Source organism: Marinomonas mediterranea MMB-1, assembly GCF_000192865.1.
Taxonomy (GTDB): Bacteria; Pseudomonadota; Gammaproteobacteria; order Pseudomonadales; family Marinomonadaceae; genus Marinomonas; species Marinomonas mediterranea.
In genome coordinates this window covers 498,720-514,207 of sequence record NC_015276.1, presented here as the reverse complement: position 1 = coordinate 514,207, position 15,488 = coordinate 498,720, and the positions used below count along the sequence as shown (strand labels likewise).

The 15,488-nt window shown below is 45.1% G+C and carries 15 protein-coding genes; 4 read left to right on the top strand and 11 right to left on the bottom strand.

Annotation, left to right across the window (positions count from 1 at the left end; translation table 11 throughout):
• Positions 1-39: 39 nt before the first annotated feature.
• Both MARME_RS02460 and MARME_RS02455 read right to left on the bottom strand, forming a co-directional pair.
• Positions 40-750, bottom strand: a complete 711-nt coding sequence (locus MARME_RS02460; RefSeq protein ID WP_013659692.1) for a 1-acylglycerol-3-phosphate O-acyltransferase — start codon at positions 748-750, stop codon at positions 40-42.
• Entirely contained in the window at positions 750-3,056 is a 2,307-nt protein-coding gene (locus MARME_RS02455) for a bifunctional diguanylate cyclase/phosphodiesterase (protein ID WP_013659691.1), read from the bottom strand. The genes MARME_RS02460 and MARME_RS02455 overlap by 1 nt, the downstream gene beginning before the upstream one ends.
• Before the next feature lie 195 nt (positions 3,057-3,251).
• On the opposite strand from MARME_RS02455, the gene MARME_RS02450 reads away from it, so the two are divergent.
• Positions 3,252-4,349, top strand: a complete 1,098-nt coding sequence (locus tag MARME_RS02450) for a carbohydrate kinase (protein ID WP_223295004.1) — start codon at positions 3,252-3,254, stop codon at positions 4,347-4,349.
• The gene (locus MARME_RS02445; protein WP_013659689.1) at positions 4,346-5,257 is read left to right on the top strand and encodes a pseudouridine-5'-phosphate glycosidase; all 912 of its coding nucleotides are present in this window, start codon (positions 4,346-4,348) and stop codon (positions 5,255-5,257) included. The genes MARME_RS02450 and MARME_RS02445 overlap by 4 nt, the downstream gene beginning before the upstream one ends.
• A 110-nt stretch (positions 5,258-5,367) precedes the next feature.
• On the opposite strand, the gene rlmF is transcribed toward MARME_RS02445, so the two are convergent.
• Positions 5,368-6,378 carry a 23S rRNA (adenine(1618)-N(6))-methyltransferase RlmF gene (gene rlmF, locus MARME_RS02440; protein ID WP_013659688.1) on the bottom strand — a complete coding sequence of 337 codons (1,011 nt, stop codon included), beginning with the start codon at positions 6,376-6,378 and terminating at the stop codon, positions 5,368-5,370.
• Positions 6,379-6,597: 219 nt separating this feature from the next.
• Here rlmF and MARME_RS02435 point away from each other — a divergent pair, with 219 nt between their 5' ends.
• Complete coding sequence (locus MARME_RS02435) at positions 6,598-7,590, top strand: DMT family transporter (RefSeq protein ID WP_013659687.1); 993 nt, start codon at positions 6,598-6,600, stop codon at positions 7,588-7,590.
• Positions 7,591-7,679: 89 nt separating this feature from the next.
• A complete protein-coding gene (locus tag MARME_RS02430; protein ID WP_013659686.1) occupies positions 7,680-8,096 on the top strand; it encodes a CBS domain-containing protein in 417 nt (138 codons plus the stop codon).
• Between the two features lie 52 nt (positions 8,097-8,148).
• On the opposite strand, the gene MARME_RS02425 is transcribed toward MARME_RS02430, so the two are convergent.
• The 8 genes from MARME_RS02425 to MARME_RS02390 form a co-directional block, all read right to left on the bottom strand.
• Complete coding sequence (locus MARME_RS02425; RefSeq protein ID WP_013659685.1) at positions 8,149-8,499, bottom strand: DUF6164 family protein; 351 nt, start codon at positions 8,497-8,499, stop codon at positions 8,149-8,151.
• 64 nt (positions 8,500-8,563) lie between these two features.
• A complete protein-coding gene (locus MARME_RS02420) occupies positions 8,564-10,156 on the bottom strand; it encodes an EAL domain-containing protein (protein ID WP_013659684.1) in 1,593 nt (530 codons plus the stop codon).
• 86 nt (positions 10,157-10,242) lie between these two features.
• The gene (locus MARME_RS02415; RefSeq protein WP_013659683.1) at positions 10,243-10,773 is read right to left on the bottom strand and encodes a DUF3833 domain-containing protein; all 531 of its coding nucleotides are present in this window, start codon (positions 10,771-10,773) and stop codon (positions 10,243-10,245) included.
• Between the two features lie 16 nt (positions 10,774-10,789).
• Positions 10,790-11,551, bottom strand: coding sequence for a hypothetical protein (locus MARME_RS02410; protein ID WP_013659682.1), 762 nt, complete (start codon positions 11,549-11,551; stop codon positions 10,790-10,792).
• Between the two features lie 11 nt (positions 11,552-11,562).
• Positions 11,563-12,072 (bottom strand): DUF2878 domain-containing protein, encoded by a 510-nt coding sequence (locus MARME_RS02405; protein ID WP_013659681.1) that lies wholly within the window; start codon positions 12,070-12,072, stop codon positions 11,563-11,565.
• Between the two features lie 72 nt (positions 12,073-12,144).
• On the bottom strand, positions 12,145-13,395 hold the full coding sequence (locus tag MARME_RS02400) for an SAM-dependent methyltransferase (RefSeq protein WP_013659680.1): 1,251 nt from the start codon (positions 13,393-13,395) through the stop codon (positions 12,145-12,147).
• A 10-nt stretch (positions 13,396-13,405) separates the two neighbouring features.
• Positions 13,406-14,227, bottom strand: coding sequence for a DUF1365 domain-containing protein (locus tag MARME_RS02395; RefSeq protein WP_013659679.1), 822 nt, complete (start codon positions 14,225-14,227; stop codon positions 13,406-13,408).
• The gene (locus MARME_RS02390; RefSeq protein ID WP_013659678.1) at positions 14,221-15,477 is read right to left on the bottom strand and encodes an NAD(P)/FAD-dependent oxidoreductase; all 1,257 of its coding nucleotides are present in this window, start codon (positions 15,475-15,477) and stop codon (positions 14,221-14,223) included. Before MARME_RS02390 ends, MARME_RS02395 begins: the two co-directional genes overlap by 7 nt.
• Positions 15,478-15,488 lie beyond the last annotated feature (11 nt).

Genomic DNA, 15,488 nt, shown 5'->3' with positions numbered 1-15,488 from the left:
GGAAAGGAAAGAAGAGAGGAAGAGAGAAAGCAACTGCAACTATCGCGCTTCTTTTGCTTCATGCATTAGCTGTTCACATCTAGCCACTAGGTCTGCCACATCCTCATCGGTAAGACCCTCTGTACTAATAGGTTCAAGTACTTTTACAGTAACAGAACCGTTGCTCAAACGATTGAGTTTGACTTGCCCATGAGTATCACTGCATACAACCGGAACAATCGGCACACCCGCTTGAATAGCCGCATGGAAAGCACCTCGTTTAAACGGTAACCAACCTCGACCTCGGCTTCGTGTTCCCTCTGGAAACATCCAAATCGAAAGCCCTGTTTGCTTCATCTGCGTCACGATATCTGTGATGCGGGCGATCGCTTTGTCCCTATCATGCCGTTTAATCAAAAAATTACCGCTGGCCCAATACAGTGTTCCGAAAAAGGGAATCCACTTTAAGGACGACTTCCCCACCGTTACCACGCCATGCGGCACCACATGCGCTAACGTAAATAGATCAAAGTTATTTTGATGGTTGGCCACATAGACCGCTTGCTGCACCGTCGTTGCTTTAGGGTGCACATCCGTCTTAACACGTAAACCGAATAACCTGGCCGCCGATGCGAGGATTTTCCCTAAGTAATACACACGGTCCTTTGCTCGGCGCGAAGACAAGGCAAGAAATGCACACATCACCAGTCCAGCCAATGTTACAAGAACAATAAGAATAACGAGGACACTAAGGCGTACAACCGCTAACATTAGGCGTTTTCTTTCTGGTCATTAAAATCATGGCACCAAACCATATAGTCATCTGGTGCAAGTGGTTTTGAAAAATAATAGCCCTGTATCTTATCGCAACCCAAAGTCTTAAGGATCTCAACACCTTCCTTATTTTCAGCGCCTTCGGCAGTCACTTTAAAGCCCAAGCTATGAGATAACTCGATGGTCGCGCGAACGATGTACTTATCGTTGTCATTGGTATCCAGATATTGAACAAATGCACGATCAACCTTCACTTCATTAACGGGTAAGTCACGCAGATAAGACAACGCTGATTGCCCTGTACCAAAGTCATCGATGGCCAAATGGAACTGCTTTTCTTGCAGCCTTTCCAATACCGACACAACCTTATCGGCGTCAGACATAACCGCGCTTTCGGTCACCTCAAGTGATATAGCAGAGACAGGTAAGCCTTTTTCATTCAGCTTATTTGTAAGCCAATCGGGTAGTGATTCATTAACCAAATCCAGTGCGGATAAATTCACCGCAACCGTCACTTTATCGCCACCAGCCCACCATGTTGAGACCTGATCAATAACCTGCTCTAGTACCCAAAATGTAAGTTGCTGAACGTTACCCGTTTGCTCCAACAGGCCAATAAATTCATCGGGAGGCACGAAGCCAAGTTCTGGGTGAACCCAGCGAACCAGCGCTTCAGCCTCATAACAACATCCCTCTCGTACCGCAATTTTTGGCTGATAGACCATAAACAACTGATTGTTAAGGAGCGCATTGTCGATGTCATTAATGATAGTGAGGTTTCTTTGATTGATCTCGTCCAACCCGTCCTGATAGAAGGCAATGCCCAGTTCACGCTCTTTCGCACGACCACTGGTAATATCGATACGACGCATGGCGTCATTTGCCGTGGTAATGTCCGCAGACAAGGGCAACACACCAATCGACACTTTTAATCGAATACGCTGATTAATGCCCTTTTCGATTTCATGTTGAATGATTTCTTGGAGTTTCAAACAATCTTCTTCGCGATGATGTTTGGATAGAATCACGGTGAATTCATCTCCACCGGTGCGAGCGACGTATTCAACATCAGGGCTAATGTCAGACAAGATCGTCCCAGTTTGCTTTAAGACTTCATCACCAGCGTCAAAACCCATCATGCTATTGATGTCTTTAAAGCGCCGTATATTGATACGGACTAAAGCACCACAGCTTCTTGGCAATTGACTCGTTAGTTCTCGCTCTAACGCCGAACGGTTATAAAGCCCCGTTAAAAAGTCATGAGAACTTCTGAAAATAATCTCTTCTTCACGATTGAGGATGGCCTTTTCCATCGTGTTCATGGTGTTCGCCAACACACCAAACTCACCTGCCACTTTCGGGGCGTGCTCTGTTTTCCCTAGCCCAATTGCTTGCGCATAGCCAACGAGCTTCTGTATCGGTCTCGATAGTGAACGTGCCATTACCAGCGCAACTAACGCAGCTAATAGCAAGGTAAACGCGAAAATTAACATGAGGTTATTTCGCGCTTCTTCATAGCCTTTTAACCAAGGAGCATACGGTAAATGGACAATCCCCCATTCGCCGCCCTTTTCGTCTAACTTAACCGCCGACGAAAGATACGCTTCATTGTCCGTAAACATGGGCGTTTCAATATAGTCTTTCAGTTTAGATGGCGTCACCACCCAATTAAGGTCGTCTTTTGGCAGGCTCGAAACAATGTGTTTAATCTCGGCGGATTGCTCACTCACGAAGCTGACGTCTAACTGTGTAATACTGGCAATATGCTGCGCAAAGACTTCATCCAGCTCAAACGACATCCCGACCCAAGCAATTAGATTTGGCGCACGCACAGGCACCAACACCAGCTGTGACACATAGCCATCAACGCCAACTAAGTTATTAATTGACTTTAGTCCCTGTCGTCTGGCCTCTAAAATTCGTTGAGTCACAAAGCTTATGTCTTGCACTTCCTGAGTAGAAGCAATGAGTTTGCCATTGGGAGAAAACAGCATGGCACTGTCGGATGAGATTCGCGCTCCGTGATTTTCAAGCACCGATTTAATGGTGCCAATATCCTGAGTAGCCACAGCGCGTTTAAAGCCGAAATCGGACGCCAGTATGCCAACGCCTGTGGTTAATTGCTTGGCTCTATCCCCTAGCTGAAGCTTTAAGACATTGACTGCAACATCAATAGCATGGACGCCTTGACGGTAATTATCCGCCTTAAGAGAGTTAAGGACAGCGATCGCGGTGCCCACTTGCACTACAGCAAGAAGACCGACGATGAACAATACGAGTCGAGCGCGAAAACTCTTAAACACAAAGGCTCCCTTTACTAAATGCAGCAGACCAAATTTGATAACCTAATTAAATACCATTCTATACAAAAAAACACGGTTTTATCTTGATACTCAGTTCATTAAATATGACCAGACTTCTTCCTAAAAATTCACAAACACATCGAATTAAAACATTTGTTATAATTATTAACATTTGTTATTTTCTAGATATCGTTCATGGATACAGCGCAGGCTACGATGACAGATCAGGAATCAACGGTTTTAGAGGCGATCAGACAAGACCCTCTAGCGTCACAACAAACACTAGCAAATCGAATTGGCATGAGTCGTGAATCTTTGGCGGGCCATATCATGCGGCTAACTCGGCAAGGATACATTCTTGGTAAAGGGTACATGCTTGCCAGTGAAAATCCGTTTGTTGTCATAGGCGGCGCAAATATTGATATCAACGGACGTTCGTCGAATGCATTAAAGATGTCAGATTCTAATCCCGGCTTCGTTAGCCAAAGTCCGGGCGGTGTCGGAAGAAACATAGCTGAGAACCTTGCAAGACTCGGGGAAAATGTTCACCTCGTTGCTTTAATTGGTGAAGATCAAAATGGCGAGTGGATTAACGAGCGGACACGTGACGCTGGCGTCAATACTCAAGACCTAATCCGCCACGAGCAATTACCCACCAGCACCTATCTTGCAATTAATAATGAAGTCGGAGAGCTGAATGCAGCCATTGCCGACATGCGCATAGTAGACCAGCTTTCCCCAGAACGCTTACAAACAAAAATGCCGCTACTGCAATCAGCAGGGCACATCATTTTAGACGCAAACCTAAGCGAAGATACTATTAGATGGCTTGCCACACTGACGCTAAAGACGACTTGGTGTGCCGATGCGGTGTCTGCCACTAAAGCCATTAGACTACGACCCATCTTATCAAAGCTCTCTGTGTTAAAAGTGAATCAAGACGAAGCAAGAGCCATTCTAGACTCAGACGAGCAGGATCAAACAAAGCTTGCTAAGCTGCTCTTAGAACAAGGCGTACAGCAAGTGCTGTTGAGCCTAGGAAATCAAGGCGTGCTCTATGCTTCTGAACACACTTGCTTTAGCCAAACATGTCTTCCTTCAAGCCCAGTGAGCGACAGCGGCGCGGGCGATGCGCTCATCGCGGGCTTTTTACACGCGCGACAGCAAGACCATTCAATTGAAAAGAGCCTTCACTTTGCCGCGGCTTGCGCTGCGCTCACATTAGAATCAGCGGATGCAAACCATCCGAACCTAACAAACGAACATGTTAATCACGGGATAGAATCATTATGAATCAGTACTTAGATATTCACCCTGACGTTGCCGACGCCGTCGCCAAAGGCAAACCTGTGGTCGCGCTTGAAAGCACAATTATTTCTCACGGAATGCCTTGGCCAGAAAACGCAGAAACCGCTAAAAAAGTCGAACAAGTGATCCGCGATAACGGCGCAGTTCCCGCCACAATTGCCATTATTGATGGACGCTTAAAAGCGGGTCTTAGCAACTCAGAAATTGAAACCTTGGCAAAAGCAGGGCTTTCGGTCACAAAATGCTCTCGTCGAGATTTACCCTTTGTTGTTGCACAAAAGCAGCATGGTGCGACGACGGTTGCCGCAACGATGATTGTTGCCGCGATGGCGGGCATCAAAGTGTTTGCGACAGGCGGCATCGGCGGTGTGCACCGTGGAGCGCATAAAACCTTCGACATTTCAGCCGATTTACAAGAGCTTGCTCAAACCGACGTTGCCGTGGTCTGTGCTGGTGCAAAATCCATCTTAGATTTAGCACTAACCCGTGAATATTTGGAAACACAGGGCGTGCCTGTTTTAGGCTATAACACGGACGCTCTGCCAGCCTTCTATACACGTGAAAGTGACCAAACCGTTGATTACAACCTTACATCAGCAAAACAGATTGCAGACTTCTTAAGTGCTAAGTGGGCAATGAACTTGAAAGGCGGAGCGGTAATTGCCAACCCCATTCCAGAAGAGTTTGCGATGCATAAAGAAACCATCGACAAGGCGATTGAGCAAGCGCTAAATGAGTTAGAAGAGCAAGGTATCGGTGGCAAGGAGTCGACGCCATTCTTACTGGCGCGCGTTGCAGAGCTAACGGGAGGGAACAGTCTAGCAAGCAACATTCAACTGGTTTTCAATAATGCCCGCTTAGCCGCGAATATTGCCATTGAACTCAGCAAATAAGCGGTTTTTTTAGGCAAATAAAGCGCCGTAGACCCATAAGTGTTGACTTATTCTTGGTTTATGGCGCTTTAGGCACTTTTCAGTTTTTAGACTGTTTAGTCTTTTAGGCACTAGCTGTTCCAGTAATTGGCTTGCCAATAATCGATTTGATCGCTCTCCAAGAAACTCCAAGCAATAAATCGGCTGACTTTCTGACCCTGTGCCATTTCGACTTCTTTTATCTGCTGCACGTTCACTTTTTTAAGCAGTGCTCTCAAGGCTGGTAAGTTGGCCTGTCTAGATACTAACGACGTGAACCAAAAGCACTGATCTTTCACTGCGACACTTTCTTGAATCATTCTGGAAATAAACCCAGCTTCGCCGCCATCGCACCACAGTTCAGCGGATTGCCCACCAAAGTTCAACGGTGCTTGCGTATCGGCATGCTCTCGCTGGTTGTCCATTTGACCACTTTTTCGCGCTTTTAAGCCATTTCGTTTACGTGTATTTTCTTTTTCCATACTGGCTTCACTGGTATGGAAAGGTGGATTGCATAGGGTGACGTCAAAACGCTCGCCTTCTGCCCAGACATTTTGAAAAACATGCATATTATCTGGCTGTTGACGAATTTTAATGGCTTTTTTCAATGAACCGTTGGCTTTAACAATTTCACTCGCAGCCATAACAGCGACACTATTCGCATCGACACCCACAAATTGCCAGCCATATTCTTTATAACCGACAATCGGATAGACACAATTCGCTCCCACGCCCACATCTAAGGCTTTCACCCGTTTTCCTCGTGGGATGGTGCCATTGTTGCTCTGCGCCAGTAAATCCGCCAAGTGATGAATATAATCCGCTCGACCTGGTATCGGTGGGCACAAAAAGCCTTTAGGAATATCCCAAAAACTAATGCCATAAAAATGGTTCAATAGTGCGCTGTTAAGCGCTCGAACGGCGTCAGGATCTGAGAAGTGAATGGTTTCAGAGCCGTATTGGTTCTTAAACACATACTGGGCGAGCTCAGGAAAAGAATCCACTAACAAAGCAAAATCATATCGAGATCGATGAGGGTTCCTTGGATGAAGCCCCAATGTGTTCGATTCGCGAGTTCGCTTTGAGCTGTGCTTTTGTTTCAATGTTTGTCCTGAATACCCATGATTGGAGCGTACAGTATACAACAGCTTTAAGTGCCTGCGAATACGGTGTTCACTTCTGTCCTTTTTGATGATTGATTCTCACTTAAATTCACTTTATGCATAGTGGTAAGAACCATTATGCATTGGATAAAATTCGCTACTCCCTGCATGATTGATTTTTAGAGGTTTTCCAACCCACATAAATGAGAGATTAAGGACATGCAAAACGCGAAAAGGCTATTTTTGTTAGGCCTGACTTTTAGTTCAGTCACTGTTCTATTTTGGGGAATGCTACCCATTGCTCTGAAGCTGACAACCGGTTTCTCTGATGCAGTGACACTAACTTGGACTCGCTTTTTATTCGCCGCTATTGTCGTCTTTATGTTTCAGTGGAAGTTTAAGAAACTTCACGAATTCAAACAACTAACGCGCTCTGACTGGCTACGTTTGATAGCGGCAGGTACGCTGCTCATTACTAACTATACCACCTTCGTGGTGAGCTTAGACTATATGCACCCTGGGGCTGCTCAACTGAGCTTTCAGCTCGCGCCCCTATTTTTAGCTTTAGGTGGCTTTTTCTTACTGAAAGAAAAAATACACTGGCAGCAGTGGGGCTGCTTTGCCGTAATTTTCATCGGCATGGCGATCTTCTTTCACCCCATCTTAGAACAAAGTTTCGGCGCAAACAGTGTCGACTTTGGCTCGATGGGTATCGGCTTTCTTATCGTTCAAGTGTCTTCTATGGCTTGGGCCTCGTATGCATTGCTTCAGAAGTCACTCTTTAGCAAGCTGTCGTCCTCCAATATCTTGTTGGCCATCTATGTCTATGCAAGCATCGTGATGTTGCCATTTTCGACTCCCAGCAAGCTATTGACACTTTCAGGGACTGACGCACTGGTGGTGATATTTTGTTGTGTAAACACCTTAATTGCCTACGGTGCTTTCTCACAAGCCATGCGTTACTGGCAAACAGTACAAGTCAGCGCGGCAATCGCCCTGACGCCAATTACCGCGTTTATTCTGACAGAAGTGTGCGTCTCTATTGGACTTTGGAGCGATTTGATTTACTCAGCTAACGCCGATCTATTCAGTTTGTTCGGTATTGGTGTGGTGGTATTTTCTGCTATTTCGGTGCAATTCATTACGGCCAACCTTGCTAATAAAGCCTCTAAGAAAAACGCATTAAATAAAACGGAACTGTCGACCTCATAACGTTTTTCCGAAAAAATACTGACAAGATAAGGCAAATCTTCATTTCTCACCCTACACTAACGAATAGAGACTGTAATGGAGGGTGAGTCATGAAAACAGGATCATTGTTAGTACGCGATGTAATGTCCCGTGATACTTTCTTTGTTCATCCAGAGACCAGCATCGCGGATTGCGTAAAAGGACTAGCGCAGCGAAAATTACCGGGCGCGCCAGTTGCCGACGCCAACGGCCATTTAATTGGCTTTGTATCGGAGCAGGATATTTTGCCCGCTTTGATGCAAAGCGCTTATTACAGCGAGGAGCCGCGTAAAGTAGAAACGGTAATGAAAACGAACCCATTGAGTGTCAAACCCAATGATCACATTATGGAAATCGCAAAGATGATGTCAGAGCCAAAACCAAAGGTTTATCCTGTCGTCGAAGGCGAAGAAATTATTGGTATTATCACTCGCCGCCATGTTACCCAAGCACTTTTGGAAGACTTGGAATTAGCAGTGCCTGTCTAGGACAGGCACAACAGGCTGAGAGGTTATACGAAAGAAAGGCGATCTAAAGGCATTAGGTCGCCAAGAAAAAAGGAAAGAGTGATAAACCCAGAACCATCGCAATAGCGGCAATAGTAAAAATCATCTCTACTGGATTGTGCCGTGCGTGTTGAAGAACACCGACAATCCAGTCTTTTTTACTGATTGGCACGGCAGCAAGGGCTCTCATATTCTGATCTTCCACAATCAACTGCCTTGCTTTTATCGCTAGCTGATTGTCTTTAACCCATATTCCAGCAAGGGAAATTTGCCAGCGCCCCGCGCTGGTTTCATAAAATGGAATATCGCGCTCGTCTAGCAACTGACGAATTTCATTTACCTCGTCATCAGGCACATTTTTTAGACGAAACACCAACTTAGCCATTTTTAGACACTCTTATTAAATACAGAACGAGAGGATAGGTAAGTCTTAACGACAATTCAATTCTTTATTCTGTATCAGCATTCGGTGTATTTGAACTATTAGCCTCTTTCGTATTTTTAAACGCCACTTTTACAAATTCTCTCTCAGGCAAGGCGCGATTGTAGTGATAACCTTGAATGTAACGAATCCCCAATGACGTTAGTCTCTCCATTTGATTGGACGTTTCGACCCCTTCAGCGACCAACTCAATCCCTTTCTCATTCGCTAACACGAGCGCCTGCTTAACAATATCGCCATTCGCAACATCATACCGATTAAAATGTGAAACGAATCGGCGGTCTAGTTTTAGCACATCAATGGAAGTAGACTTGAGCACCGAGGTATCGGCATAACCTAAGCCAAAATCATCCAACGAAATAGCAATGCCAAATTGACGTATTGTATTGATTAACTGGACAGTCGTTTGATATTCCAGTTCCGACAACAAATACAAACCATGGGTTTCAAGCCCAAGCCGCCCTTCTAACTCTGGATAGAGAGAGAAAAGATCTCGCAAGTCATCAATAAAAGCGTCATTGCATAGCGTTGCAAGGTCAACATTTACAAAGATCGAAATATTATCTAGCACGCCTTTGTGGTTTCGATAAGCGGCCCCAACACTGCGAATAATCATCGTTGTTAGGTCATTCATTAAGTCGTATTTCGCTGCGACAGAAACAATCCGAGTCGGTTCTACATTCCCAAAACGCTCAGACTGCCATCTTATTAAGGCCTCTGCCGAACTCACTTGGCTTGTTTTTATATCAATGATCGGCTGGAAATAAACGTCGATATCTCTGTTCGTTATCGCCTTGCGAACTCGATTATCAAAAGAAGCTTGCTTCGCCACTCTCACTTTAAACCCAGTACAGATAGACCAATAAAGCAAGATCGCAACCAATAAGGCGATGGGCAACCGATAGAGCAAGGTCGTGACAATATGACGATCTTTAACAACGACGGATATAAAAATATCTGGAGATCGAATATACGATTCGTAAGGGCGAATCAACGTACTTCCTTTTAGAAGGTCGTGCTGCCCTAACACCTCTAAGCCCACCGCGATACGGTAACCAAATTCATCCCCCAACAGACCGTCGATACCGTTTTCTAATACATGTGGAGGAGCAAGTCCGTTGATGCCTATTTGCCGCTTTTCATCATAGAGAAAGGCAAATAACGCCCTTTCTTTGATCGACTTAGACAGCGCAATAGACATCGACCGATGATCGTCCGCCGCTTCGATCCGACTGCGAATAGATCGAAAAATAGGAAAGTCACTTTTACCATAGTCAGTACAATAAACACGGTATTCCGAGTTAAATAACCCAAGTTCCGTTAAGTAGGGAGAATAAAAAGACGCTCGACGTAAAGCTTGTACAGTGTGCTTGTCACACTCAAGCTCGGGAAGGGTCAGCACGAGCCCCATTTCGTCAAACATGTGATTTATCTTGGACTGAAGCAATTGCTTTACTTCAACCCCCTTACTTTGCAAGCTGCTTTGCAACTCGTAATAAACGTATGACGGATAAATAATAACAATGAAGAATAAAAAGCTAACGAGCAAGACGCGTTTAACGCGGGTAGGTATTGCGGAATTCCCTGTCACTGAGCCCATTGATTACGATCCATCGAAGAAAATTAAAGCGCATATGATCTACACTTTTTCCAACGCCCGCAAGGCGTAAAAAGTCGAAAAGATGATCAATCCTGTGACTTTTTGACAATAGTAAGCGTAATGTATCCGACATCAACGCCAAACTTAGACATGACTGATTCGTTGATCACCACGTTTTTATCCACTAAGTACATTCTGTCATCGACCATAACCGAAATGATATCGCCATCATACGGAACCTGTAGTTCATATTTCATGAATAAAGCGTTCCCAGCAAACTTCGCCTCAGCCGTCCCGTTAACGTCATTCGCGGTTGCATCATAAGAACCACGGTCATTGGGAACGAGCTTCCACACACGCTGATGCTCTTCTCCGTCGTCAAACACGAACCACTCTTCCAGCGTTCCTTTGCCTTCTACCCAAGACCCTTTTAAACGAGCATTAAAGTACCGTATAACTTCGCCACTGCGGTTTTTTAATACGCCATGAGCGCTCAGCTCTCCATTAAAGAATTCACTAAGAATAAACTCAGGTTTGTTACTTTTGTACAGTTCGATGTTTGGCGAGCTACAAGCCGACAAAACCAGCGCGAACAAAGTGATTAATATGGCTTTCATATAGGGGCTCTTAACGTCATTCAATGTATTGGTAATAAATATCGACCGTTTGATACTTTCCGTTTTTATCCGCTATGTTTCCCCGTCCAATAAATCGAACTAATCGTTTAGTCGTTTCATCGTACGCTAGATACAGTGGATTTATCAGTAAAGACAACCACCAAGCGCTTGGTTTAACTTCGAAACACACAGATTCAGAGATTTGCTCGTCGAGGCAGGTCCGTCGTTTGATCTTAAATTCCACCGTTGTTTGTCGGCTGGGGACTAGGTAATCGACAGAATGTGTCTTTCTATTAACAAGCTCAGACCAATGCTCACGCACATATCGGTCAAATCCAGCGTCAATAACCAGTTTATTAGAGACATTAAAGGTCGCACTTTTGGTCGCCGCATCGCTACTCGCTCGATACTGAAGCTCAATTTTATCCGTATGCTTTACGCTTATTACTTCGCCTTGTCGCTCATTAAGCTGCTCAAAACTTGGCGCGTTCGAAGATTGGGCGTAATCCAACTTTTTCGTCGCGAACAAACGCCCGTCAGCTTCAAAATAGCGAACTTCATGCACCTGAGGCGCTGGAAAAAAATGCCTCTCTGTATACAACAAGACCTTCGTTTTGGGATCGAGAGCACGCCCTTCCGCTTCCAACGCAAAAGCACGATTCGATAAAAAGCTCATCACTATTAACGATGCAAATATCACGATTACAGCACGATCGCTCATCACAGAATTACGTGAGTGAGGTAGCAGAGCCCAGAATAAAAAAAGCGTTCGTTTCATTATTTTGCCTCCTATTCATGATCTAACTGTAGTTTTTGACAGAGAATAAAGCCAAGGGGCAGAATAACGGCCCAACCTACTGCAATAATGAAAACTGATCCGAAGTACGGAGCGCCAATCTCGGCGTCAGACAACTTCGCTCCACCTATGTAACTTAATACAGGGCTAATAAACCCCAAACACACAGCAAGTAAGTGCCGGCCAACTAAGAAACGTAAACAATGCGCTAGCATAGTCGCAACACTTACCCACAAGCACAGCAACCAAACAGGCGGCAACGTACCCAATAACAGCGACTCACTTGGAAATATCAGAACGCCGAAGTGAATCAGCAAGCCATCCCATACACAGCCAATCACCAAAAAAGCAAACATAAGAACGAATTCTTTGTGCTTGGTTTGCAGATACCGAGCATGAAAGGTTAAGTAAACGAGGGTACTGAAAAAAGCCACCCAACTCCCTAGCAACACACACACAAACCACAGCAATTGAAAACCGCCTGCATTCGCGACATTTTTCATGTAAACCTCGCCACTCGCCCCTCACAGCACCTTCCACACAATCCAATGAAAGGGTGTTAGATGAAGCCACCGTTACTGAGCAAATCGGTATTTAGGTTTGGCAAATACAAACTGCCCAGTACTGATCGAACGCTCTCTAAAGCCGCCTTCGCAATACACAAGGTAATAATCCCACATGCGAATAAACACATCATCAAAGCCCATTTGGACAATCTGATTTCGCTTCGCATGAAAAGCTTCCCGCCACTTCGCCAGCGTATTGGCGTAATGCTCAGTGATGTCTTCGATCGCGACAATTTGCATGTTGGTTTTCTGGGCAACCTTATCAGCAATCACCTTATTGGAGGGCAGGCACCCTCCCGGAAAAATATAGCGCTGAATAAAATCCACTGAATTTCGAGCAAAATCATAACGTTGGTCGGCAATGGTAATGGCCTGAATAACCATAAGGCCCGCATCTTTAATTAGGCTGCTGCATTTTTCAAAATAGCTGTCGTAATATTCATGACCAACCGCTTCGATCATCTCGATAGAAACGAGCTTGTCATACGTACCCGTTAAGTCACGATAGTCTTCTAGCAACAACGTGACTCGGTCACATAACCCAAGCGCTTCGACTTTTTCTCGGGCATAGTCATATTGCTCTTTCGAGATGGTGGTTGTCGTGACCTTACAACCGTAATGCTGTGCTGCATGGATCGCCATCCCCCCCCAACCGGTGCCAATCTCAAGTAAATGGTCATCAGGTTTGAGTTCCAGCTTTTGACAAATGCGATCCAACTTATGGACAGATGCGTCATGCAGGTCTGCATTTTTATCGGGGAAAATCGCCGCAGAGTACATCATGGTTGGGTCTAAAAATTGAGAGAAGAAGTCGTTCCCCAAGTCGTAATGCGCTGAGATGTTCTTTTTGGAGCCCTCCTTGGTATTGGCATTAAGCTTGTGCGCGAGCTTCGCGGCAAGACGCGACCAAAAAGGCCGTTCACTATCGAGTTTATTAAGCGTCGACAGGTTGGCCACCATAAAACGAATCACTGCCAACAGATCGGGGGTTGTCCAATAACCTTTCATGTAGCCTTCAGCGCCGCCAAGGCTCGCATTAAAAAACACTTCTCGGTACGCTCGTGAGTCCTTAACCTCAATATGAGCGTGGTATTCGGTGTCGGCTGCTTTTTGCCCATATTCTTTGATATCGCCATGATTATCGACAACCAAATGCCCAACAGTCAACCGACTTAACAAGGCTTTAACCCCACGCTGTGCAAGCGTATCTAACCAAGTGTTTTTCGTTTTAATGGTATTTGTTGTTCCAACCGTGTTCATAAACTACCTCTTATTTAAATCGGGCGCTGTTTGATTCTTGATCTCGAGCCTCTGGTTGCCTTGGATGCGGCTGAACAGGCACTCTCTTGATAAACAGTTTTAACGCTTGCCAATAAATACCAAACCCCACTTTAGCGGTCATCCACGGGAAACGCCAAAGTATGCTCCTTAAGCTCTGCGCTGAAATTTCTTCGCGCTTCAGCGATAAGGTTGCATCGAATACACACTGTTCAGTACCTTCAATGCGATTTTGCATATGCACGGCGACTTTGCTTTGTGGTGACGTACTCCGCCAGTCGTAAAAATGGTTCATCGGGTGAAAAGGAGACACATGCATCTCTTTTTGAAAGGTTATACGTTGTGTCCGTTTTGCTGGCTCACAATTCAGCACATAAGCGACGCGTTCTTCCCAAGGCGTATTGGTCACCTCAAGCAACATAGCTTGAAGTTCATCTTGTTGGTCGTAACAATAGTAAATAGAAATAGGGTTTATCAAATAACCAAAATATCGACAGTTTGTTAACAACTTCACTTTCGACAACGTTAGTCCCGTTTCCTCTTTGACCTTGCTTAATACTGCCTGCTTTAACGGAATACTGGTGTCACCAAAATAATCATCACGCTTAAACTGCGCCACGGCACGCTTTGACGTCGACCACCACCGACTTTTGCTAAACACCGAATCGATTTCATCTAGATCAAGCAACATCATAAAAACTTGATAACAAAAACCGTGGTATTTTGGGGTATACCGACGATGTCGAACATGCCCGACATAAATGCCACTGCTTAGATGAGTGGTTTCTACGTGCGGCTCTGACGCAACTACCATTTGACACCCAGACCTTCTGCAACCCGAACACCGCTCCAACAGCCATCTTCATGGAAACCATTGCGCCAGTAGGCACCGCAAAACCAAGTATTGTTCACACCATTTATGTCATGCCAACGTGCTTGTGCATCGATGCCCGCCAATGAAAAAACGGGGTGCGCGTAACAATAACGACCTAGTATCTTGCTTGGGTCGATGAGATCACCACGATTCAAGGTCACGACAAACGTCGTATCCGGCTCGTCTAAATGTTGCAGTATATTCATGTCGTAGCTTAGTGTTGGAGGCCTCTTAGAATCACTTCCAAGAAGATAATTCCAGCTCGACCAAGCCTTTTTCCGCTTAGGTAACAAACCCACATCGGTGTGCAATACCACTTCATTTTCTCGATAGGGAATCGCACTGAGAATGTCTTTTTCTTGTTGGCTTGCGTCTTCCCCTAACAAGGTTAACGCTTGGTCACTGTGGCAGGCGAAGACAACTTGATCGAAATGTTCCTCCCCCCCTTTTTCAAAAAACAGCGTGGCTCCCGCATCATCACGTTGAACTCGGTTTATTACCGTTTGAGTGCGAATTTTATCTTTAAAACTGGCCGTTAGTGGCGCCAAATAAGCAGCGGAACCACCTTCAATGACACGCCACTGAGGGCGATCTTTAATGCTCAGTAAACCGTGGTTTTTGAAAAATCGTACAAAAAATACGAGAGGAAAAGACATCATTTCTTCTAAGGTAGACGACCAAATTGCCGCCCCCATAGGAATCAGGTAATGACTCGCAAACTTTTTACCGTAGCCTTTTTCTTTTAGATACTCACCTAATGTAATGCCTTCTTTTAATGCCCCCGCTTCTAAATCGCTAATCGCGTCTTTATTAAACGCAACAATGTCCTTCAGCATTTTAAGGTAGGGAAGATTAAATAGATTACGCTTTTGCGCAAACAGAGTGCCGAGATTACTGCCCCCGTACTCAAGCCCTGTTTGTTCACAACTCACACTAAAGCTCATTTCCGTCGGCTTTGATTGCACACCTAGCTCTGTCATCAGTCGAATGAAGTTTGGGTAAGTCCAGTCGTTAAACACGATAAAGCCGGTATCAATTGACTGCGTTTTTCCATTTACGGTGACGTCTTTAGTCGCGGTATGACCACCAATTCGGCTGTCGTTTTCAAACACATGAACATCGTGTTCGCGATTCGTTAAATACGCCGTGGTAAGTCCCGATATACCACTGCCGATGACTGCAATTTTCAAAAATACTGCTC